Here is a 21,993-nt window from a genome sequence, read left to right as displayed (position 1 = left end):
ACAAAAACTCCTTTTATGAAAGGGTTATTTTAGAGTATAACGTTCTGAACGTTTTTCTAATATTTGTTGCACGATAGATAATAAGAAGCAAATTACCCAATAAATTAGACCTGCTTCGAAATAAACAATTAAAAACTCATAGTTCATTGCCGCGATTTCCTGCGCTTTTCGGAACATTTCTGTTACTAAAATTAACGACGCTAATGACGTATCCTTCAATAAGCTAATAAATGTATTCGAAAGCGGCGGAATAGATACACGCGTTGCTTGCGGTAAAATAACACGTTTTAATGCTTGCGGATATGTCATCCCAATTGTATAAGCTGCTTCCCACTGTCCTTTCGGAATAGAAAGAATAGAAGCACGAATAATTTCAGATGCATATGCACCGACATTTAATGAAAAACCAACAATTGCTGCTGTATATGGCTCAACCTCAATATTAAGAGTTGGAAGGCCATAGAAAATAATAAATAACTGTACAAGAAGTGGCGTTCCGCGAATGATAGATACATAGATACGAGCAATCCATTGTAAAATACGACTACCTGAAATACGCGCGAGCGCTGTTAACGTCGCAAGTATAATACCGATAATAAATGTAATAAGCGTTAACGGAATTGTCGTAAAGACAGCTTCCTTCAGCATAGGCGCGAAGGAAGTCTGCATAATATCTATCCAAGTAGACAATCGATCTGACATCAATGCACTACTTAGAAACATTTTCACCGAACCATTTTTTCGTTATTTTATCGTACGTACCATCTTTTTTCATATCTTCTAACGCTTTATTTACTTCTTGTACAAGTTTGTCGCTACCTTTACGGAATAAGAATCCACTTTGTGACGCTTCTTTTTCTGTATCTACAATTTTAATTTTTGCATCTTTTTTCGTTTCTAAATAGTTTAACACTGATAATTTATCATTGATTGTGAAATCAACGCGGCCAGAACTTAATAATTCTGCTGCTTGGCTAAATCCTTCTACACCTGTGATTTCCGCACCATTTTTCTTAGCAATATCTGCGTAGTTACTTGTTAAAGATTGTGCTCCTTTTAATCCTTTTACATCAGCAAATGTAGCAGGTTTATCTTTATCTTTCGCAATAACTAATGCTGCTGAAGAAGAAATATATGGACTAGAGAAGTCATATTTCTTTTGGCGATCTTCACGAATACCAACTTCGTTCGCAACCATATCGAAACGTTTTGCATCTATTCCTGCAAGTAAGCTATCCCATTGTGTTTCTTTAAATACAGGTTTTACACCTAAACGTTTTGCAACTTCTTCTGCTAATTCAACGTCAAATCCAGTTAATTTATCCTTTGAATCGTGGAACGTAAATGGTGGATATGTACCTTCTGTACCAATTACAAGCTCACCGCTTTGTTTTATCTTCTGTAACGCATCTTGACTAGCTGTATCTTTTTTCTCTTCTTTGCCGCAGCCCGCTACAATCCCAATCGCTAATGTAGTTACTGCAAGCACTGAAAATAATTTTTTCATGATGGTAGTCCTCCAAGTATTCTGATAGGAATTTAAAAACTATATTGATTGTATGCAATTTCGAACAATTTTTCAATAAAAATGTTCTTATTTAGTTTATCCTTTTTCTTCATAATCAAACAAAACGGAAAAATACTGCTACATACAAAAAATAAGTAACATTTTTTAATATAGCATTTATAAAGAAAAAGGTAAAACAATACTTACTTATTTATAAGTTTTTCTGTCGGTGAAATATATTAACTTCTGAGCGGACAATCCAATCAAAAAAGAACTTGCGAAAATCGCAAGTTCTTCTAAAAATTAAGCGCTCTGGTTTCCTTCCATTTGCGTTTTGTACATATCGTAATAGCGCCCACGCTTTTTCATTAATTCATCATGGGAACCTTTTTCCAAAATCGTTCCTCTATCAAGCACAATAATTTGATCAGCACTTTTAATTGTTGACAGACGATGAGCGATAATAAACGTCGTTCGTCCTTTTTTCACAACTTCTAGCGCTTGTTGAATCATCGCTTCTGTTTCTGTATCAATGCTAGAAGTCGCTTCATCTAAAATTAAAATAGCAGGATCAAAAGCAAGTGCCCTAGCAAACGATATAAGCTGACGTTCTCCGGTTGAAAGTGTACTTCCTTTCTCCGTAATTTTTTCATCTATGTTGTTTGCAAACCTTTCAGCACCAACATCACGTAACGCCTTTACGATGCGATCTTTTGAAATCCCTTCATTTTCTAAGCTTACATTGGATGCCACTGTCCCACTAAATAAAAACGGATCTTGTAATACAATTCCCATATGTTCACGTGTTGCTTGTTTCGGCATCTTTGTTACATCGTGACCATCAATCGTAAGCTTCCCTTTTTGAAATTCATAAAATTGAAAGAGCACATTCATAATTGAACTTTTTCCTGATCCAGTATGGCCGACAAGTGCCACTGTCTCCCCTTGTTTCGCTTCAAAAGAAATATTTTTTAACACTTCATCTTTTCCATTGTAAGAAAACGAAACATTATCGAATTTCACATTTCCGGTTAAGCGAGGCATACGTTCTTCTTCTACTGCCTCTCCCTTTTCCTCTAGCAATTCAAAGACACGCTCTGATGCAACACGCGATTGCTCTAAGTTAGCAAGTTGGTTCACCATGTTCGTAATTGGCGAGAATAACCTCGTTAAATAATCGACGAAAGCATAAAGTATCCCAAGTGAAACGATGCCCGAAGCGCTTAATGAAGCACCACCGAAATACCAAATTACACCTGTAAAAGCGATGTTTCTTAATACAGACACTAAATTATGCGAAGTTGCTGCATTTAAATTTAAAATTTTATTTTGATATTTAAAATAATCGCCATTGAGTTCCTCAAATTCCTTCTTCGTTTCACGCTCTTGACGAAATGCTTGAATAATTGGCATCCCTTGAATCGATTCATTCACTGTTCCGTTAATATCCGATAAACGCGAACGCATTTTATGATTGTATACAGACGCATACTTTCTATACATAATCGCCCAAACAATTAAAATTGGGATGATAAGTAAACATAGCACCGCCAGTTTTACATCAAGTAAAAATAGCGCAGCGAAAATCCCGATAATATAGATGATACTAGAGACGAATGTCGCAAGCACTGTTACATATAAATCACGAATCGCTTCTGTATCATTCGTTACACGCGATACAATTTTCCCTGCTGGTAAATGGTCAAAATAACGAATTGGCAACGTTTGAATATGGGAAAAGACGTCTTCCCTCATAATTTGAATAATTTTGTTTGCTGCCTTCTGTAAGAAGAATTGCTTTCCGTATGCAAATAATGATACGACTACTAATAAAGCGAAATATCCACCACCGAGTAGTAATAGTCGGTTTATTTCTGGTTTATAAAACGCAAATACTTCTTCTTTCGTTAAGGCTTTCACTTTATACACTTGCACTGCCTTACCACTTTGTACTGTAAGCATATCACCCTTAACAGAACGCGTTCCTTCAAGCGTTATTTTATTCGGTACAAAATAGTACTGAAAACCAACTTGAATCACTCGGACCTCTTTCCCTTTTTGCTCACCTTCCCCAAAGCGATCACTTCGCTTATAAAAGGCTCCATTATATGAAACAGCATCCTCACTCTTCTCTGTTTCATACCAAGGTCTCTCTATTCCAACGATATGCTCATCAATCATCGTTTTTGCTACGAAAGGACCCGCGAGTTCTGCAATGACGAAAACAAATAGCATCGCCATCGCTGCAAAAATCGGCCCTTTAACTTTCATCGCATATTGAAATAACCGTTTTGAAACACTCATATTTTCACCCCACTATCCGCACTTTCACTTTCACTTTCACTTTCACTTTCACTTTCACTTTCACCTTGTTGTCTGTCGAACTGCTCAGCATACCAGCCCCCATTTCGAACGAGCGCTTCATGCGAACCTTCTTCAATAACTTCACCGTTATCCATAACGAGAATCCAATCAGCATGCTGCACCGCTGATAAACGATGCGTCGTTATAATCGTCGTCTTCCCGCTTCTTTCTGTTCGTATATTTTCAATAATTGCTGCTTCTGTGCGAGCATCAACAGCTGATAAAGAATCGTCCAAAATTAAAATTTCTGGATTTTGAATAACAGCCCTCGCAATAGAAATCCTTTGCTTTTGCCCACCGGATAAAGAAACACCTTTCTCTCCAACAAGCGTTTCTAAACCTTCTGGTAAAAACTCTAAATCCTTTTTAAACGCAGCTATTTCAATCGCTTTTTCAAGTTCTTCTTCAGTCGCTTCTCTATTTCCAAATAAAATATTTTCCTTCGCTGTTTTTGAAAACAAAATGTGCTCCTGAGGTACATACCCAATCCAGCCAAGTACGTTATCATTCGTAATTTTATCTAGCTTCACATCAGAAACCGCAATATCCCCTTCCCCAAGTGGATATTGACGAAGAAGCTGACGAACGAGCGTCGTTTTCCCGCTTCCTGTTTTCCCAACAACTCCAAGTGTGTCTCCTTGTTTTAATGAGAACGAAACATTTTTTAAATTTGTTTCAATTGATGAAGGATATGAAAAAGTAACGTTATCAAACTGAATGTAATCTGGCTCTTGTACAACCTTTGGATTTTTCGGATTCTTTACATCTGGTTCATAAGCTAACGTTTCATTTACACGATCGAGCGAAGCATTTCCTCTTTGCATAACATTAATCAATTCACCAATTGCAAACATCGGCCAAATCATCATCCCTAAATAGACGTTAAACGAAACGAGCTCGCCAAGTGTCACTTTTGATTGGAATACGAGATATGCACCGTACACTAAACCAATTAAATAACTAAGACCGACGAGCATTTTCACAGTTGGCTGGAATAATGCATCGATTCTTGCTACTCTCATATTTTTCTCGTATACGTCATCTCCTAAATGATGAAACCTTTCTTGATCAGCGTTCTCCTGTACGTACGCACGAATAACGCGTACACCCGCAATTGATTCAAGCACTTTATCGTTCATATCTCCGAACGCATCTTGTGCGACTGTAAATCGTTCATGTAATTTCTTTCCGTATCTATTCATCGCATACGCCATAATCGGAAGCGGTATAAGCGCAGCAAATGTTAGTTGCCAACTAATTGAAAAGCCCATCATACAAACGATTGTAAGCATATATAGACTAGAATCAACGAGCGTTAATATACCAAAACCTGCTGTCATGGAGATTGCTTTTAAATCATTTGTCGCTCTCGCCATTAAATCGCCAGTACGATTTTTTTGATAAAACGTCGGTGTCATCTTAAGTAAATGCCCCATAAATTTTGAACGCATCGTTTTCTCAAGTACGAACGCACCGCCAAATAGTTGGTGCTGCCAAATGAAAGTAAGCACATACCCACCAATCGTTACCCCAAGTAAAATAAAAATATATTGCATAATCGCCTCGTTCGTTAAGGCTCCTGTTTTAATGTTATCAATTGTAATTCCTAATACTTTCGGAGGAATTACCTCTATCACGTTTACAATTAAAAGTACCCCAATTGCGATACTATACCTTTTCCAATGCTCCCTAAAAAACCATCTTAACTTTAGTAATACTGAAAACAATGTAACCTCTCCCTTCTCGTTCTCGTTTGATGAAGGCTTCTTTATCCACTATCTAGAGTCATCTCATTTACATTTCGAAAACCATAACATTTCATCACATTTTTCCACCTTCCAAATTCTGATTTTTATAGTAACCATACAAAGTATGGAAACAAGCAAATTAGACAAAAAAAAAGCATACCGCCGCTTGACGATATGCAAAGGAATGCATAAAAGCGTACGTTACGATATACGCAACGTACGCTTCTCATAAGACAAAAAAGTCCTATATATCCGCACGGGTTGCGTAATAATATGAATGTTTTCCGCCGTTTAATACAGCTAAGCCCATTACATTTACGATTACAATCATTACGCACACCCCCTTCATTTATTTTCCATTTATAATCTTACAACTTTATTGAGTATTCTGTCAATTATTTTTTTCGTTATAGATTAAAATAATTTTTTATCACAAAAAATGAAGAATGGTTCATAACACGATAAATAAGTTTGAAATGAGGGAATCTTCTGCAAGAAAGGGCATACAAAATAAAAAAAGAATAAGAAATCGTTTTCACAAACATTTCATTTGAAAAATGTTATCAAACCCCCTACAATCACCTTATACTCACTCTTACAAGTTGCTATTTTAGGAGGACTAATCATGACAACTAGCAATACGTACAAATTTTATTTAAACGGAGAATGGAGAGAAAGCTCTTCAGGTCAAACAATTGAAATTCCATCTCCATACTTACACGAAGTAATTGGTCAAGTACAAGCAATTACTCGCGGAGAAGTAGATGAAGCAATTGCATCTGCAAAAGAAGCTCAAAAATCATGGGCTGAAGCTTCTCTACAAGATCGCGCAAAATATTTATATAAATGGGCTGATGTGCTCGTAAATATGCAAGATGAAATTGCCGATATCATTATGAAAGAAGTCGGTAAAGGATATAAAGATGCGAAAAAAGAAGTTGTTCGTACAGCTGACTTCATTCGTTACACGATTGAAGAAGCTCTTCATATGCACGGAGAAAGCATGATGGGCGATAGCTTCCCTGGCGGAACGAAATCTAAACTTGCTATCATTCAACGCGCACCACTTGGTGTCGTGTTAGCAATCGCACCATTTAACTACCCAGTAAACTTATCTGCTGCAAAACTTGCACCAGCATTAATGATGGGTAACGCTGTTATCTTTAAACCAGCAACTCAAGGTGCAATTAGCGGTGTTAAAATGGTTGAAGCACTTCATAAAGCTGGACTTCCAAAAGGTCTTGTAAACGTAGCTACTGGACGCGGTTCTGTAATTGGTGACTACTTAGTAGAACACGAAGGCATCAATATGGTATCGTTCACAGGTGGTACAAACACAGGTAAGCACTTAGCGAAAAAAGCTGCAATGATTCCACTTGTATTAGAACTTGGTGGTAAAGACCCTGGTATCGTTCGTGAAGATGCTGACTTACAAGATGCTGCAAATCATATCGTAAGCGGTGCATTCTCTTACTCTGGTCAACGTTGTACAGCTATTAAACGTGTACTTGTACACGAAAACGTAGCGGACGAGCTTGTTAGCTTATTAAAAGAACAAGTAGCTACATTATCAGTTGGATCTCCAGAACAAGACAGCACAATCGTTCCATTAATCGACGATAAATCTGCTGACTTCGTTCAAGGTTTAGTTGATGACGCTGTAGAAAAAGGTGCAACAATCGTTATCGGTAACAAACGTGAGCGTAACTTAATTTATCCAACATTAATCGACCACGTAACAGAAGAAATGAAAGTTGCTTGGGAAGAGCCATTCGGCCCAATCCTTCCAATCATCCGTGTTTCTTCTGATGAACAAGCAATTGAAATTGCTAACAAATCAGAGTTCGGTCTGCAAGCAAGTGTCTTCACAAAAGACATTAACAAAGCATTTGCAATTGCTAACAAAATCGAAACTGGTTCTGTTCAAATTAACGGACGCACAGAGCGCGGCCCTGACCACTTCCCATTCATCGGTGTAAAAGGTTCAGGTATGGGCGCACAAGGTATTCGTAAGAGCCTTGAGTCTATGACACGTGAAAAAGTAACTGTATTAAACTTCGTTTAATCTTATATGTGGAAGCTGATCTAATGTTTAGATCAGCTTCTTTTTATTTCAAAACCTTATTCATTCTCAATAACAAACTCTTCTCTATAATCTGATTATTACTATATCCATTGACGTATAAAAATACATTTGTTACTCTTAAACATGTTAATTTAATACATAAATCCTCATTCGTATCTCGGTGAGGTAGAGGTTGCAGTCATTAAGAGTATCATTTCAGGAGATGTAGTGGCATTGATGAAGAAATGAGAAAGGAATGATTGCCGAAGTAAATCGTGTCCACCATGCACGCTTGCTGGGTCTGCATTTAATAAGTGCAGAACTGTCACAAACGTTTCGTTTGTGGAGAGCTATCGAGAGGTATGTCGTGGGTTTCTTATAAGATAGAAAGCATGTAGCGGCAAATTACGTGCTTTTTTTGTTTTGTTTGGACCTTCTCTTCCTTATCAGGAAGACATACATATCTCCTCGCTTGACTTGGTTATACTAACTTTGGAGGTATTTTCTATGCAACAAAAAAAATGGGGCTTTTGGGTACTAACAGCTTTCGTTGTTGGTAACATGGTTGGCGCTGGTATTTTCATGGTGCCAAGTACGTTAGCACAAACCGCAAGCCCACTCGGTGTCACTTTAGCTTGGCTCACAACAGGGTTTGGTGTTTTAATGCTAGCTCTTGTTTTCGGTAATTTAGCAATTCGTCGTCCTGATTTAACAACGGGACCACAAAGTCATGCATATGCTTTATTCTCAACACCAAAAAGAAAGAAAATGGCTGGTTTCAGTATGGTATGGGGATATTGGGTTGCAAATTGGGCAAGTAACGTTGCCATCATTACATCTTTCGCGGGATATTTATCACTCTTCTTCCCGATTATGAAAGATACGCGACTATTATTTTCAATCGGCTCGTTCGATATAGAAGTTGGAAAGCTCATTACATTTACTATTTGTTCCGTCTTGCTTTGGGGAACTCATTTAATATTAACAAACGGTGTAAGCGGAGCTGGGAAACTAAACTTCTTAGCAACAACAACGAAAGTAACTGGATTCCTTTTATTCATCGTCGTTACTTTATTTGCATTCGAAGCTTCAAAGTTTGGACAATGGTACACACCAATGATCGATAAAGAAGGCGTATCACACGGTCTCCTTTCACAAGTAAATTTAGCGGCTCTTACAACGCTTTGGGCATTTATTGGGATTGAATCAGCGGTTCTTTTATCCAACCGAGCTACTTCTCCCAAAACGGTAAAACGCGCGACTGTTGCTGGTTTATTAATAACAGTTGCAATTTATTTAGGAATTACAATTTTAACAATGGGTGTACTTCACGTTGATAAATTACAAGCTTCTGAACGTCCATTAGCAGATGCATTAAACGCTGCAATGGGTCACGGCGGCGGGAAACTTATGGCATTACTTGCTCTTACTTCCCTATTCGGTTCAATATTAGGCTGGATTTTATTAAGCTCAGAGGTACCTTATCAAGCAGCAAAAGAAGGTTTCTTCCCTTCCTTTTTCGCAAAAACAAATAAAAAAGGAAGTCCGATTCATTCACTACGATTAACAAACATTATGTCGCAAGTGTTCTTATTCTCAACACTATCTGGAACCATTGCGGAAGCTTATACATTCGTTATTACAGTATCAACTTTAGCCTACCTCATTCCATATCTCGTTTCACCAATCTTCCAGTTAAAACTGGTCGCAACTGGTGAAACTTATAAAAATGAGTTACGGGCAAGAATTATAGATGGTGTAGTCGCAGTCATTGCAATTTGCTATGCGTTATGGGTTATTAAAACAGGCGCGTCCGATATAAAAACATTCCTTCTCGGAATTGGTTTATTCGTAATCGGCTTTGCCTTCTATCCATTAATGAATCGTGATCAGAAAAAAAATAACGAAAAGAAAAACGAGCAAGTTGCGTAACGCAATTTGCTCGTTTTTTCTTTTATAAAACATATATAATAGAATAAAGAGGTGAAAAACATGTCAATCGAATCATTATGGAGCAGCCGCTTCCAACAACATATTCAAAATATCATTACATACTTTGCACGTATGATTAACGGTTTACTATATAGCTTTATCTTTATTTCATGCGTTGGTGCATACTATTATGCTCAGTTTCTAAAAACATCTCCTTCTAAAGGAATATCTTTAATACTCATAACGGTCGTACTTACATTTATTATAACGAGATGCCCAATCCGTACATTTATTCAACAACCTGATGCTGTCTATTTGCTTGCATTAGAAGAGAAATTAACATCTTATTTCAAAAAATCTCTTCTATATAATTACATCATTCAGCTTTTCCCGCTAATATTTACGTTCCTTATTCTCGTACCGCTTGCTATGCAATCATTACAATTAACTGTACCTTTCTTGTGTACAATCTTTATCGTTTTAATGATTACGAAAGCTTGGAACATGTACATACATTGGATGTGGCGTGATAGTTATGAAAAAAGCATATGGTTTATCATTCGTATTGTTTGTAACGCCCTAATCATTTACATGCTGTTTTATACAGCAAATGTGATCGTATTAGGCGGAGTACTCTTACTTCTTGCTTTCCTACTTCTATATACGAAAAAACAACCCACAAAACGAATACCGTGGGAATACATAATCGAGCAAGAAGAAAAAATAGACATACGCTTTTATCAATTCGCTAGCATCTTCACCGATGTTCCGCAGTTAAAAAAACAAGTAAACAAAAGAAAATGGCTTACCAATTGGATTGAACCTTTATTACATAAAAAACGAGCAACTTTCTTCTATTTACATACACTAGCGTTTTTACGTGGAAATGATTATTTCGGTATATATATTCGCTTGGGGTTGATCGGTGCTTTCGCCTTATATTTTATACCAAACATATACGTAAAAGGCGCTATCGCTTATATCGTCCTATATATGATTTCTATGCAACTTCGTTCTCTGTGGAAATATTTTTCAGGAAATATTATCGTAGCATTATATCCAATTGATACTGAAAAACGAATGAATCAATTTCTTCGCTTAATCTTTATATTGCTAAGCATTCAACTCATTGTATTTTCAAGTGTTATACTCATTGCCACAGGACAATTACTACATGCTTTGATTATTATGGTAATCGGTGTACTTTGGATAAGGTTTATTATTGTACCAAAAACGAAGAAACGCATTTCTTCATTTTAACGAAAAAGAGGCTGCACATAACAGCCTCTTTTCTCGTCCTAAAATTTCTAATCACTTTTCGTAGGCATTTCTCATATAGTGAAAATGACTATACAATTCCTATCCATACGTTAAATAATGATTTCGCACATATAAAGTGAAACTTTAATCAGTGGGGGTTTTACCCATTCCCCACTGATTATTAGCCCACACCAATCGGGCAATTATCTCCCACCTAACTTCCTCGCATTCGCCGAATTTTGAGGTGGGAGTCTTACTGCCCGCAAATAGCGGGGTAAATAAAAAAGATAGGAGCTCTATTATGAACAACAATCCGCCTTCAACGCCCCAAAACAACTCAGAAGAAAATAGCCGTGACATTAAATTGCAAACATTACGGGTCATCGGACTCATCGTCCTCATTAGTGGTTATATCCTCGTCGCTCTCTCAGAAGTAGGTGAGCTGAAAAACTTATTAACAAATCCAAATACCAATCCAAATTTAGCTGAAGTTGATCCATTTTAAAAATGATATAAAAAGCGATCCTCAGTATAACTGGTTCGCTTTTTATATAGTTTACCCAATCTGAGAAACATTCCTTTCATCCTGATACTTCTCTTTCCCTATCGCCTTCATAAATAATAAAATACTGCTCATACCAACAATAAAGTACAGAGCACTCATGCCCCAAGATGCAATTAATGAACCTAACATAACTCCTAATGCCCCGTTCATTTTTGCAAATTGAAAGACCATTCCGTTAATCGCCATATAAGAACCTCTTGCCTCATCCGGCACCATATCTGCCATAATGGATTGACGAACTGGCACATACATTATCTCTCCTACCGTTTGGAAAAGCCCTGCAATTAATAAAATCCATAAGCTATTGCTCGTTCCGAGTATTGTAAATCCAATTGTATAAATGAATAACCCTACATATAAGATTTTTAAATCGTTGAAGCTTTTCAGCATTTTAATAAGAAGCGCTGAACATAAAACAATTAAAATTGTATTCTCTGCTGAAATCCAGCTCAGCATTCGAATCCCCGTTAAATCAAACGTAAAACCATTACCAAAGAAAAAGTGCACCGTTTCAAATTCCTTCTGCAAACGTATTCCTAAATAATTATTAATTTGAAATTCTAACGATAATGTACATATACTCGCTGCACAAAAAATTAAAAACGCCCGGTCTTTCATAACAACTTTATAACTATCCGCCATATCTCTTAATACATTTTTCTTCTCTTCTGTTTTCCGAGCCACATACACTTCTTCCATATATACAGCCATCACATATAAAGTAATGATCGCAACAACCGTTAATACGATAAACAATTGTAATCTATAGTTTTCAAAAAGTAGCCCACCAAATATCGCTCCAATTGCAATGGATAAGTTAATAGCCCAGTAGTTAATGCTGTACATGATTTTTCGATTTTCAGGTGTACTCACATCTATTAACATCGCCTCGGTCGCTGGATTCATAAGCCCAGATCCTAAGCTGTTCACTAGCATAAATACAAATGTTAGCCACGGTGAATCTACATAATCTGAGTTCGCAATTCCCATACAAGCAATAGAAACAACTTGTATACTTTGACCGATAATCATTACTTTTTTACGCCCAAGTCGATCGCCAATATATCCACCATATAAACCAATTATTAATGAAGCTATTACATTAATTAATAGTAAAGCACCCGCAATCGCACTACCTAACTTTATTGAAAAATAAATCGCCATAAATGGAAAAATCATCGTGGACACAGTACGTGTTAAAAACGAAGTTATAATTCTAATTTTTATATTTCGATGCATACTCCAAAACCCCATCGTTTCCCCCTCCTTATGCTTATTCATTTTACTTTGAAAAAAAGGAAGAAAAAGGTTAGAATATTCTAAAGAGTTTCCCCTTTTATAAAGAAGGAAGTGTACACGTATGAAGATTATGGACTATTACATTAGACTGAGATTACATGCACAAGACCAACAATATATACGAAATAGCTTACAAGAATTAGCGGATGTTTTATATTGCAGTACGAAAAACGTGAAAATTTTATTAAAAAAAATGAATGAGGAACAATTAATTACATGGACACCAGGGCGAGGTCGCGGGAATAAAACAGAAATTCTATTTATACATAGTTTCGTAGAAGCGATTGAATTCTATACAGATGAACTGTTAGCGCAAGAAAAATTAAAGGATGTCTTTCTTCTTTTAAAAGAGCCACTGCCTCTTGCACTTCAAAAAAAGATAGAAAATAAACTACATCATCATTTTGGCTATGAACCTTCAAATGATATGTACGATATATTAAAAATCCCCATATCACGAAAAGTAATGCCGCTAGATCCGGCTTTTGCGACTGTCACAACAGAGAGCCATCTTACTAGTCAAATTTTTGATACATTAGTCGTTTATAACTATGTTACCGAAAAAATGGAACCACACATTGCTCATACGTGGGAATTAAGTGAAGACCAGCTTACATGGACGTTCTATTTACGAAAAGATATACATTTTCATAATGAAACGGTTTTAACTTCTACAGATGTGCAATTTTCATTTGAAAGATTAAAGCAAATTCAATCTCCTTTCGAATGGTTAACAGAAGAAATTGTTCAAATTGAAACACCGTCACCACTACAAATACGATTCCATTTAGCAAAACCGAATTTATTTTTCTTACATTATGTGAGTTCCATGCAACTCGCAATTTTACCGCATGATGCGAGTATCCAAAATTATCATTACATAGGTACTGGGCCTTTCAAACTTACTCATTATTCTGAAGATAATATCGTGCTTGAAGCTTTTACCCATTATTTTAAAGAACGTGCGTTACTAGACCGCATTGAGTTTTGGCGTATTCCAGATCATGTGCAAATTGATGCTGATTATGAACTACCAAATGAAAAGGAAAACGAAAGACACAATATACAAATAGAAGAAATAGGTTGTATTTACGCTAGCTTCAACTTTACAAAACCTGGTCCACATCACGATATTTACTTTCGTAAAGCTTGGAGAGAAATATATGACGTTGAAACGATCCTCCGTGATTTAGAAGGAAATCGAACAATCACAGCATCAAGCTTCTTTCCTGAAAGAAGCCGCCAAGCTCCTAATAGGTCCTACTCTTTAGAAAAAGCGAAAGAGTATTTGAAAAAGAGCACCTATAATGGCGAAACGATACATATTTACTTCTTCGCATTTAAAGATAGTGCAAACGACGCAAACTTCCTAAAAGAATGTTGTGATAGTTTAGGTATACAAGTAGAACTCCATCCATTTCTCGTTTCAGATTATATGGATCGTTCTATCGATAAACACGCTGATATTATTTTCATGGGAGAAGTTTTTGCTACCGAGCATGAAATTGCATTTTTAAATGTATTTAAAAATAAAAGTTGTTTTATAAGTCGATTCATGGATCCGCACTATGAAAAACAAATTAATTGCTTACTAGATACATTCCTATTAGAAGAAAGTAAAGAAAAGCGCTATGAACTCATGTATGAGATTGAAGAGTTTTTACAAACTGAATACATTATTTTATTTAACTATCACGTTTTAAAAAGAAAAACATATCCTTCTGCTTTAAAAAACGTAACAATTGATTCATTCGGTTGGGCGAATTTTGCGAAGTTATGGATACAGCCATCCCTGCGTTAAAATGCAAAGTTTTTTATAAAAGGAGAAGAACCATGAAAAGCAACCTAGAAAAAAGGCTTTCCTATCTATATACAGGTGAATTATTTTCAGTCATTACTTTTATTTTTACAAGTTACTTACTTAATTATGCTTATCCTACACTATATCTATATTCCCTATACTCTTTTTGGGTCTCGTTTCTTCTTTTAGAGTTTCTCTTACTACAAGGAACTGCTTACTGGTACGTAAAGTGGAAAAGATTAAAAAAAGAAAAAACATCTGTTACACCTATTTGGATTATTCAATATTTAAAAATACTAAAAAAGTTTAATATAGGATTGATTATCACAGGACTTATTATGTTTATTATCGATTTTTTAATTTGGTATCCCCAATTACCTTTGGGCGGGCTATCATTCGCCCTATTCGTTTATGTTTTTGCATTATTTGAGTATATTAACTATTATCATATTCAGCTTTCATATGATAACACCTCTGATATTAAATATTTGATAAAATCAAAAAAACTAAAACAGTCCTGTATGAGTAAAGATTTTCAACGTATTTCATAAAGTGAAACTATGATCAGTGGGGGTTTACGGGTAGCCCGACTCCCACCTAGCCTCTTTGCTCCAGCCGAATTTTGAGGTGGGAGTTTTACTGCACGGCAAATAGCGGGATAAAATATTAGATTCCGCTTATGAAGACTTTAAGCCAATAAAAACGAAGCGATTTTCACGAATGCAAAAGAAGGTACTACACTCTTAGTAGTACCTTCTTTTATATTTTTAAAGATGAACCTTCTTGCGCACAAGGATGCAAACTATTATTTAATTACTTCATCCAAATGATTTTTCAAGTTTAATAAGTATTGCTCTATTTTAGGATTCTTCACCACATCATAACAAGCAAAACTCTTTAACAGACTCATACCGAGAAACTTCTGCACACGGTGTAAATGACTAAGCGTTGATTCTAAACTTGCTCCTTCAAAAAACTTCGTCTTATCTCCAAATGCTTTTTCAGGTGCATTCCAAGTTGTAGAAAACATATACCGCTTCTCTTTTAGTAAACCACCTGTTCCGTATTCATTCGCACCTTCAAAAAACAAGCCGTATTCATATACTTCATCCATATATGTTTTAAATAATCCCGGTACACTAAACCAGTAAATTGGTGTTTGATAAACCACAACATCGGCCCATAAAAACTTCTCTTGTTCTTCTTTAATACTATATCCATCTTGAATCGTTGTTGTTTTCACATGATGATTCTCGCTTAATACCGTTACCATATAATCAACTAACGTTTTATTTAATCGTCCTTCTTTCGTACCGTATTTCTCATGTCCATTTATAATAAAAATATTTTTCATCGCTTTTCTCTCCCCTATTTGATCTACTCTTCAGCTATTAAGCCCAGTTGCTGCTTCAGCGTAAGATTATCTTCTAAATGCCAATCTTCCGTTATCTTTCCGTCTTTCACATGCAAAATATCAATTGCAAAAAAATTGATTTTCTTATCATTATGCGTTCCTGTAAAAGAAAGACGAGCTGTTACTTTATCTCCAACAACTAATAAATCTTCAATCTCACAATGTATATCAGGAACGACTTTACGAAAATTTTGCGCCGCAAATTTTAAGCCTTCAGTACCTTGTGGACGGCCTTTTGGCAATGTATTATCGGTAAAATTTTCAGTAACAGTCTGCGGAATAAGTTCCTCTTTACCTGTATCCCAAAATGTGTAAAAACGCTGAACTGCATGGACGATTTCTGTCGCTTCCTTTTTACTTAATGAAGGATCAATTGTCATTGCTTTTGGCTTCGGCATTTCCTTTAATAACTGAATTTCAGTTTTTTGCTCACCACTACATGCTACAAGCACAATACAAATGACAAAAAAACTAAGGAACGCAAACAACTTTTTTATACCCATGGAAATCACCTCCTCCTCATACAAACCCTTTGTATTTCGTATTGCTATTGTATATGCACTAACTTCCTTTATGGAAGTAGTGATATTTTTTTCATATAGTTACCAAAAGGATAGTTTTGTGATACTATAAAGCAAATTTATTCAATTTTTTTTTATGGAGGCTAGTTCCATGAACAATATAGATCCGGTTGTATTAACGAAAGGCTTACCTGGAATCCCATGTCCTATCGCTAAAACGCTTGACGTAATTAGTACAAAATGGACATTTTTAATTATTCGTGACCTTCTTATCGAAGGGACATTACGGTTTAGTGATTTACAAAAATCAATGGATGGGATTAGTCCGAAAACATTGTCACTTCGCCTAAAAGAATTAGAAGCACAAGGGATTATAACGAGAAAAGTATATCCAGAAGTTCCGCCTCGTGTAGAATACACATTAACGGATAAAGGAAAGCAATTAGAGGGGATATTTATTGAATTAAAGCGGTTTGGATTAAGTTTGTAAAACAAAAACCCCTTACAACGGTAAGGGGCTTTATTACTTCGCGAAACTTTGAGCTAGCTGTTTCTCTCTCCACATAAATGTAATGCCGAGACCAACGATTAAAACAACACCTGAAAATGCATATGGATAATTAATGTTTATATCAAATAATATTCCGCCCATCGCTGGTCCTGCGATATTTCCTAAACTCGTATACGTTGAGTTCATACCAGCAACGAATCCTTGCTCTTTTCCAGCTGCTTTTGATAAAAATGTCGTTAAAGCTGGACGAAGTAAATCAAATGCTAAGAAAATAAAACAAGTAACGAGAAGTACAATCCAATAATTAAAGACTACAGTTGAGACGAATGCTAATACTGCACCTACAATTAAACATATTTGAATTAATACTTTCTCACCGAACATATCAACCAATTTGCCAAACATAAATACTTGCACAACTACCCCAAAGATTGAGCTAATTGTAATAATGGCAGCAATATCTTTCGGTGTGAAACCAAATTTATGATCAGAGAACAGGCTAAAAACAGTTTCATATGCTGATAATCCAAATGCGAGTACAAATACAATAATAAATGCGATTGCATACATTGGATTTAATGATTTCTTTAAATCCCCGATAAAACTTGATTCTTTCGTATTAGCGGAAATCTCTGCAAGTTCTTCTTTCGTTAACGGCTCTTTCAAAATAAATATAGAAATCACGCATGCGACAAAAGCAATCACTGCTGCCACAAAGAAAGGCACACGTATTCCGTATTCTGCAATAAACCCGCCGATTCCAGGCCCTATAATAAATCCAGTGCTAATAGCCGCTGAAAGATATCCCATCGCCTTTGGACGTTCCCCCATAGAGGTAATATCAGCAACATATGCCGTAACACCCGGCATAATAAACGCAGCACTAATTCCGCCTAACACCCTCGCTGCATAAAGCATCCACACATCTTTTCCTAATCCAAAAAGCAGCTCTGAAACACCAAAAATAAATAATCCAATGATTATCATTTTCTTCCTACCATAAAGATCGACCCAACGACCCGTAATAGGTGAAGTAATAAGCTGAGCCATTGCAAATACTGCAACGAGATAGCCCATCGTCTTTCCTGTTAAATTCATATCATTCATAAAGGATGGCATAACCGGAATGATTAATCCAATCCCTAAAAAAGCGATAAATATATTACTCAAAAGAATGATCAATACCATCTTTTGTTCTTTTATCGGTTTCTTCACTTTTTAACACCTCTTCCCGTAAGTTCCTCTCAAAAATAATGCCCAAGAAGCTTTTTCTTTATCCTGCTATTTGTGGGCTAATAATGAGTGGAGATGCCCCCACTCATTAAAGTTTCACTTTATCCTTCCACACATACATAAACACACGGTGAATGACTATCATTCAGTTTTTCGCAGAAATGAACCTACCTTTTCAGACAGGTTCATCTTACTATTTCTTTATATGTAGTGCATGTGTTAAAAAATCTAATACTTCTGCCTTTTGTAGCTCGACTTGCTCATCATCTTTATGATCGTATAAATAAACTTGTTCCGCTGCTGATTCAACAAGAGCGATAAATAACTTGGCTGTTCGCTCTGCGTGAACCGAATCACGAATTTCACCAGCTTCTTTTGCCTCGCTTAAAAATTCGCTTAGCCACATATAAAGAGGCTCATACACAGCTTCCCATTCTTTTATATGTTCAGTAGATGCAAGGCCCGCATACATTAATGCCTGTATTTCACGATATTCAGCTATAAAGTTAAATACTGCATCTATTACTTGCTCAACTTTACTTGAAAAAGCTGCATCGTTCTGTACTTTTTCTTTCACTGCAAGTATCATCTTCTCAACCATCACTTCTGCTATTGCAGGCATAACAGATAACTTAGAAGGAAAATATAAATAGAAAGTTCCTTGTGCAATGCCAGCCAATTTCACGATATCAGAAATCTTCGTTTTTTCAACGCCCTTTTCCTGAAACACTTCAATAGCTGCATAGACAATTTTTTCTTTTTTATTCATCATCTAAACCCTTTCACACGCGTATTGAATGACTGTCACTCATTTTATAAAATAACTAGCTGTACTGTCAATCATAGTGCACTTTTCATAATAAAAATCCCCCAACAAATCGTTAGGAGATTTAACTTTAATATCCTTTTCTTATGAAAGGGCCTTTAATCCCGTAACTCCACATACGATAAGAGCTACGCTAATCAAACGCGCCTTACTTTTCGATTCACCAAACAGAAACATATTTAATAAAACTGCGCCTGCTGTTCCAATGCCAATCCAAACCGCATAAGCCACACTTACTTGTAAGAACAAGAAAGAAGTGTATAAGAATGCGAAGGAAGTTGCAAATCCACCTATATAAATCGCTCCATTTGCTAGCGTCTTATCTTTACTATACATTTTAAGGCCTATCACACCGACTATTTCACTAATTGCAGCAAAAAATACGAAAATCCAACCCATTTTTAAGCAGCTCCTTTCACAATTTCTTCCGCGGTTTCTTCTTTATTATCAGCCAGTTTTAAACCGATAACACCCGCCACGACCATCACGATAAAGAATAGTTTTCCTACACTGAAACTGCCGCCGAAAAGGAATACATCCATTAAGAAAGTACCTACCGTACCAGCTCCGGCAAACACAGCATATACAGTCCCTGTTGCAAGATGTTCGCACGCTTTAGAAAGAAAATGAAAATCAACAGCAATAACTCCTACAATAATGACCCAATGCCACCAAGTATGAGCTGTATTAAAACCGAACACCCAAAATATTTCAAAGATACATGTTAGTATCACATATAACCAAGCTTTATTTTTCATATCTCTCACCTTCTATTATTTACTGACTGACCGTCAGTCATTTTTAATTTAAAAAATATAATCTCACTCTAACTACTATTTAAAAAACCAATATCATCCTCATTTATCCTTATATTTGTTCCGTTATTAAGCTAACTACATATAAAAGTTGCTTATCTACACCCTTTCACAGAAAAAATGACTGAATGTCATTCACAAACATTCTACATGACCAATTGATAAAGTGTCAACACCCGGATTCTATTAACCAAAAAATATTTTAAATTTCTCAAATCCACATGTATATTTCTTAATAATCTGTCAATAATGGTAGTAACAAAATATTTTCTCCATTCCCCCTTGGAGATCCCTTTGAATTGAGCAGTTGCTTTTAGCTAACTGCTCTTTTTTAATTTATCGGCACATTATAATAAAATACTCATAGATAAATTCCAAAACAAAGACCTGTACTCCCTTTTCAACATGCAACAAAGAACGAAATATTTTGTACGCTATTTACTTTCCAACGAGTCTTTGTATGCAATAATTTTATTTTCGAGCATCTTCTCTGTAATTTCTAAGTTTTCTCTTTGAGTTCGAATAGATTTTTTATGATCTTCTAAAAGTTGTAAACGAGCTTCCGTTGTATGCTCTCCTTCTGTATATAATCTAGCGTATTCTCTTATTTTTGCTATCGGCATTTGTGTTTGTTTTAACTTCATTACAAACTGCAACCACTTTATATGTGACTCTTCATACAATCTATTCCCATTTGCATCGCGATTTGCAATTAATATATTCTCCTTTTCATAATAACGTAATGTATGTGTGCTCACTCCTAATAATTTAGCTACCTCGCTAATTGTGTACATACTAAAAACCCCCTCCGCATACCATTTACCCTCATATATTTTGCGCTCTTATCAAATTTATCCCGCTATTTGCCGAGCAGTAAAACTCCCACCTCAAAATTCGACTGGAGCAAAGAAGCAAGGTGGGAGTCGGGCTGCCCGTAAACGCCCGATTGGTGAAGGCTAATAATCAGTGGGGGATGAATCCCCCACTGATTAAAGTTTCACTTTATAAAAAACATTTGACTTAGAGTATACTCTAACAAATACAATCTAACCATAATAAAATAATTTGAATTTAGGAGGCTTTTATATGAAATATACTGTTATTACTGGTGCTAGTTCTGGAATTGGCTATGAATCAGCTTTAGTCTTTGCATCTCGCGGAAAAAATTTAATACTTGTAGCTCGAAGACAAGAAGAATTAAACGGATTAAAATTAAAAATTAATGAAATGCATCCGGAGTTGGATGTTGTCATTCGAAAAACTGATTTATCCGTCACGGAAAATGTTTATAAACTTTATGAAAGTCTACAAAGTTTCCAGATTGAAACGTGGATTAACAACGCAGGTTTTGGTAATTTCGCCTCAATTGCTGAACAAAATTTAAACAAAATAGAAACGATGTTGCATGTAAATATAGAAGCACTAACAATACTATCTTCTCTTTTCGTTCGAGATTATTCAATGATTGATGGAACACAGCTTATTAACGTTTCATCGGGCGGTGGATATACCATTGTCGCTAATGCTGTTACGTATTGCGCTACGAAATTCTATGTAAGTGCATTTACAGAAGGATTATCTCACGAACTGAAAGAACAAGGTGCAAAATTACAAGCAAAAGTTTTAGCTCCTGGTGCAACTGAAACAGAGTTCGCGAAACGCTCATTTGATATTGATGAATTCCAATACGATAATGTTGTACCAAAATTCCACACTGCAAAACAAATGGCACAATTTATGCTCGACCTTTATGATAGCGATAAAGTTGTAGGGCTTGTCGATGGTTCTACTTATAACTATGAGCTTAAAAATCCCATTTTTAATTTTGCAGTAAGAAAAACAAATTCAAATTCTTAACAACATCTCATTTCTGACTAAAATATAGATGCTCACTATTTCTTAAATAATAGTGGGCTTTTTTTCTCTCTCTAAAAATTTCACCCAACATACCTAATCATCGCCACTTCATCACAATAATCAAACTTTGGGCAATGTCTGCAATCAATCCACACTTTCTCTGGCAACGCTTCTTTATTCACAAAATCAAACCCGCACTTTTGAAAGAATTCCGTTTCATATGTTAATACAACCACCTCTTCTCCCCATCGATTACTTTTTCTGAATTTTACAAA

At 35.9% G+C, this 21,993-nt stretch carries 20 protein-coding genes, 1 pseudogene and 1 riboswitch; of the genes and pseudogenes, 8 read left to right on the top strand and 13 right to left on the bottom strand.

Features of this window, described 5'->3' with window-relative positions; all coding sequences use genetic code 11:
• Positions 1-24 precede the first annotated feature (24 nt).
• From ACFVQC_RS09270 to ACFVQC_RS09255, 4 genes are all read right to left on the bottom strand, one after another.
• Positions 25-723, bottom strand: coding sequence for an amino acid ABC transporter permease (locus ACFVQC_RS09270; protein WP_377891350.1), 699 nt, complete (start codon positions 721-723; stop codon positions 25-27).
• Positions 710-1,507, bottom strand: coding sequence for an amino acid ABC transporter substrate-binding protein (locus ACFVQC_RS09265; protein ID WP_377891348.1), 798 nt, complete (start codon positions 1,505-1,507; stop codon positions 710-712). The genes ACFVQC_RS09270 and ACFVQC_RS09265 overlap by 14 nt, the downstream gene beginning before the upstream one ends.
• A gap of 303 nt (positions 1,508-1,810) precedes the next feature.
• Positions 1,811-3,811 (bottom strand): ABC transporter ATP-binding protein, encoded by a 2,001-nt coding sequence (locus ACFVQC_RS09260; protein WP_377898199.1) that lies wholly within the window; start codon positions 3,809-3,811, stop codon positions 1,811-1,813.
• Complete coding sequence (locus ACFVQC_RS09255; RefSeq protein ID WP_377898198.1) at positions 3,808-5,598, bottom strand: ABC transporter ATP-binding protein; 1,791 nt, start codon at positions 5,596-5,598, stop codon at positions 3,808-3,810. The genes ACFVQC_RS09260 and ACFVQC_RS09255 overlap by 4 nt, the downstream gene beginning before the upstream one ends.
• Before the next feature lie 646 nt (positions 5,599-6,244).
• On the opposite strand from ACFVQC_RS09255, the gene gapN reads away from it, so the two are divergent.
• The 4 genes from gapN (at position 6,245) to ACFVQC_RS09235 (ending at position 11,381) form a co-directional block, all read left to right on the top strand.
• On the top strand, positions 6,245-7,684 hold the full coding sequence (gapN, locus tag ACFVQC_RS09250) for an NADP-dependent glyceraldehyde-3-phosphate dehydrogenase (RefSeq protein ID WP_377898197.1): 1,440 nt from the start codon (positions 6,245-6,247) through the stop codon (positions 7,682-7,684).
• 179 nt (positions 7,685-7,863) lie between these two features.
• A riboswitch (Lysine riboswitch) is annotated at positions 7,864-8,045 on the top strand.
• Between the two features lie 146 nt (positions 8,046-8,191).
• Positions 8,192-9,616, top strand: a complete 1,425-nt coding sequence (locus ACFVQC_RS09245; protein ID WP_377898196.1) for an amino acid permease — start codon at positions 8,192-8,194, stop codon at positions 9,614-9,616.
• A 60-nt stretch (positions 9,617-9,676) separates the two neighbouring features.
• Positions 9,677-10,876, top strand: coding sequence for an ABC transporter permease (locus ACFVQC_RS09240; RefSeq protein WP_377898195.1), 1,200 nt, complete (start codon positions 9,677-9,679; stop codon positions 10,874-10,876).
• Between the two features lie 301 nt (positions 10,877-11,177).
• Complete coding sequence (locus ACFVQC_RS09235) at positions 11,178-11,381, top strand: hypothetical protein (protein ID WP_377898194.1); 204 nt, start codon at positions 11,178-11,180, stop codon at positions 11,379-11,381.
• A 51-nt stretch (positions 11,382-11,432) separates the two neighbouring features.
• Here the strand turns inward: ACFVQC_RS09235 and ACFVQC_RS09230 are convergent, their stop codons facing one another.
• The gene (locus tag ACFVQC_RS09230; RefSeq protein WP_377898193.1) at positions 11,433-12,695 is read right to left on the bottom strand and encodes an MDR family MFS transporter; all 1,263 of its coding nucleotides are present in this window, start codon (positions 12,693-12,695) and stop codon (positions 11,433-11,435) included.
• A gap of 106 nt (positions 12,696-12,801) precedes the next feature.
• Here ACFVQC_RS09230 and ACFVQC_RS09225 point away from each other — a divergent pair, with 106 nt between their 5' ends.
• Positions 12,802-14,541, top strand: coding sequence for an SgrR family transcriptional regulator (locus tag ACFVQC_RS09225; protein ID WP_377898192.1), 1,740 nt, complete (start codon positions 12,802-12,804; stop codon positions 14,539-14,541).
• A 32-nt stretch (positions 14,542-14,573) separates the two neighbouring features.
• Entirely contained in the window at positions 14,574-15,092 is a 519-nt protein-coding gene (locus ACFVQC_RS09220) for a general stress protein (RefSeq protein WP_219917260.1), read from the top strand.
• Positions 15,093-15,346: 254 nt separating this feature from the next.
• Here ACFVQC_RS09220 and ACFVQC_RS09215 read toward each other — a convergent pair whose 3' ends face one another.
• Together ACFVQC_RS09215 and ACFVQC_RS09210 are read right to left on the bottom strand one after the other, a co-directional pair.
• Entirely contained in the window at positions 15,347-15,895 is a 549-nt protein-coding gene (locus ACFVQC_RS09215) for an NAD(P)H-dependent oxidoreductase (RefSeq protein ID WP_377898191.1), read from the bottom strand.
• 23 nt (positions 15,896-15,918) lie between these two features.
• Complete coding sequence (locus tag ACFVQC_RS09210) at positions 15,919-16,458, bottom strand: ester cyclase (RefSeq protein WP_264540151.1); 540 nt, start codon at positions 16,456-16,458, stop codon at positions 15,919-15,921.
• A gap of 169 nt (positions 16,459-16,627) precedes the next feature.
• Here ACFVQC_RS09210 and ACFVQC_RS09205 point away from each other — a divergent pair, with 169 nt between their 5' ends.
• On the top strand, positions 16,628-16,966 hold the full coding sequence (locus ACFVQC_RS09205; protein WP_001059473.1) for a winged helix-turn-helix transcriptional regulator: 339 nt from the start codon (positions 16,628-16,630) through the stop codon (positions 16,964-16,966).
• 33 nt (positions 16,967-16,999) lie between these two features.
• On the opposite strand, the gene ACFVQC_RS09200 is transcribed toward ACFVQC_RS09205, so the two are convergent.
• The 5 genes from ACFVQC_RS09200 to ACFVQC_RS09180 all read right to left on the bottom strand — a co-directional run bounded on the left by ACFVQC_RS09200 (position 17,000) and on the right by ACFVQC_RS09180 (position 20,655).
• The gene (locus ACFVQC_RS09200) at positions 17,000-18,202 is read right to left on the bottom strand and encodes an MFS transporter (RefSeq protein WP_377891329.1); all 1,203 of its coding nucleotides are present in this window, start codon (positions 18,200-18,202) and stop codon (positions 17,000-17,002) included.
• A gap of 211 nt (positions 18,203-18,413) precedes the next feature.
• On the bottom strand, positions 18,414-18,992 hold the full coding sequence (locus ACFVQC_RS09195) for a TetR/AcrR family transcriptional regulator (protein WP_219917256.1): 579 nt from the start codon (positions 18,990-18,992) through the stop codon (positions 18,414-18,416).
• 138 nt (positions 18,993-19,130) lie between these two features.
• Positions 19,131-19,445, bottom strand: a complete 315-nt coding sequence (locus ACFVQC_RS09190; RefSeq protein WP_002150343.1) for a DMT family transporter — start codon at positions 19,443-19,445, stop codon at positions 19,131-19,133.
• A gap of 2 nt (positions 19,446-19,447) precedes the next feature.
• Complete coding sequence (locus tag ACFVQC_RS09185) at positions 19,448-19,804, bottom strand: DMT family transporter (RefSeq protein WP_000790622.1); 357 nt, start codon at positions 19,802-19,804, stop codon at positions 19,448-19,450.
• A gap of 491 nt (positions 19,805-20,295) precedes the next feature.
• Positions 20,296-20,655, bottom strand: coding sequence for a MerR family transcriptional regulator (locus tag ACFVQC_RS09180; protein WP_377891326.1), 360 nt, complete (start codon positions 20,653-20,655; stop codon positions 20,296-20,298).
• A gap of 292 nt (positions 20,656-20,947) precedes the next feature.
• Between ACFVQC_RS09180 and ACFVQC_RS09175 the strand changes: the two genes are divergently transcribed.
• A complete protein-coding gene (locus ACFVQC_RS09175) occupies positions 20,948-21,718 on the top strand; it encodes an SDR family NAD(P)-dependent oxidoreductase (RefSeq protein WP_377891323.1) in 771 nt (256 codons plus the stop codon).
• A gap of 80 nt (positions 21,719-21,798) precedes the next feature.
• Here the strand turns inward: ACFVQC_RS09175 and ACFVQC_RS09170 are convergent.
• Positions 21,799-21,954, bottom strand: a pseudogene (locus ACFVQC_RS09170) (GNAT family N-acetyltransferase); the annotation flags it as partial.
• Between the last annotated feature and the right edge of the window lie 39 nt (positions 21,955-21,993).

The organism is Bacillus sp. NPDC057893 (genome assembly GCF_042796455.1).
Lineage (GTDB): Bacteria > Bacillota > Bacilli > Bacillales > Bacillaceae_G > Bacillus_A.
Note: the sequence above shows the minus strand (reverse complement) of the source record. Positions and strands in the feature narration are given on the sequence as shown.

Excerpts from the sequence above, each read along its gene's own strand:
- ACFVQC_RS09270 (WP_377891350.1), bottom strand. The coding sequence starts at position 723 with ATGTTTCTAAGTAGTGCATTGATGTCAGATCGATTGTCTACTTGGATA.
- ACFVQC_RS09265 (WP_377891348.1), bottom strand. The coding sequence starts at position 1,507 with ATGAAAAAATTATTTTCAGTGCTTGCAGTAACTACATTAGCGATTGGG.
- ACFVQC_RS09260 (WP_377898199.1), bottom strand. The coding sequence starts at position 3,811 with ATGAGTGTTTCAAAACGGTTATTTCAATATGCGATGAAAGTTAAAGGG.
- gapN (WP_377898197.1), top strand. The coding sequence starts at position 6,245 with ATGACAACTAGCAATACGTACAAATTTTATTTAAACGGAGAATGGAGA.
- ACFVQC_RS09245 (WP_377898196.1), top strand. The coding sequence starts at position 8,192 with ATGCAACAAAAAAAATGGGGCTTTTGGGTACTAACAGCTTTCGTTGTT.
- ACFVQC_RS09240 (WP_377898195.1), top strand. The coding sequence starts at position 9,677 with ATGTCAATCGAATCATTATGGAGCAGCCGCTTCCAACAACATATTCAA.
- ACFVQC_RS09235 (WP_377898194.1), top strand. The coding sequence starts at position 11,178 with ATGAACAACAATCCGCCTTCAACGCCCCAAAACAACTCAGAAGAAAAT.
- ACFVQC_RS09230 (WP_377898193.1), bottom strand. The coding sequence starts at position 12,695 with ATGGGGTTTTGGAGTATGCATCGAAATATAAAAATTAGAATTATAACT.
- ACFVQC_RS09225 (WP_377898192.1), top strand. The coding sequence starts at position 12,802 with ATGAAGATTATGGACTATTACATTAGACTGAGATTACATGCACAAGAC.
- ACFVQC_RS09220 (WP_219917260.1), top strand. The coding sequence starts at position 14,574 with ATGAAAAGCAACCTAGAAAAAAGGCTTTCCTATCTATATACAGGTGAA.
- ACFVQC_RS09215 (WP_377898191.1), bottom strand. The coding sequence starts at position 15,895 with ATGAAAAATATTTTTATTATAAATGGACATGAGAAATACGGTACGAAA.
- ACFVQC_RS09210 (WP_264540151.1), bottom strand. The coding sequence starts at position 16,458 with ATGGGTATAAAAAAGTTGTTTGCGTTCCTTAGTTTTTTTGTCATTTGT.
- ACFVQC_RS09205 (WP_001059473.1), top strand. The coding sequence starts at position 16,628 with ATGAACAATATAGATCCGGTTGTATTAACGAAAGGCTTACCTGGAATC.
- ACFVQC_RS09195 (WP_219917256.1), bottom strand. The coding sequence starts at position 18,992 with ATGATGAATAAAAAAGAAAAAATTGTCTATGCAGCTATTGAAGTGTTT.
- ACFVQC_RS09190 (WP_002150343.1), bottom strand. The coding sequence starts at position 19,445 with ATGGGTTGGATTTTCGTATTTTTTGCTGCAATTAGTGAAATAGTCGGT.
- ACFVQC_RS09185 (WP_000790622.1), bottom strand. The coding sequence starts at position 19,804 with ATGAAAAATAAAGCTTGGTTATATGTGATACTAACATGTATCTTTGAA.
- ACFVQC_RS09180 (WP_377891326.1), bottom strand. The coding sequence starts at position 20,655 with ATGTACACAATTAGCGAGGTAGCTAAATTATTAGGAGTGAGCACACAT.
- ACFVQC_RS09175 (WP_377891323.1), top strand. The coding sequence starts at position 20,948 with ATGAAATATACTGTTATTACTGGTGCTAGTTCTGGAATTGGCTATGAA.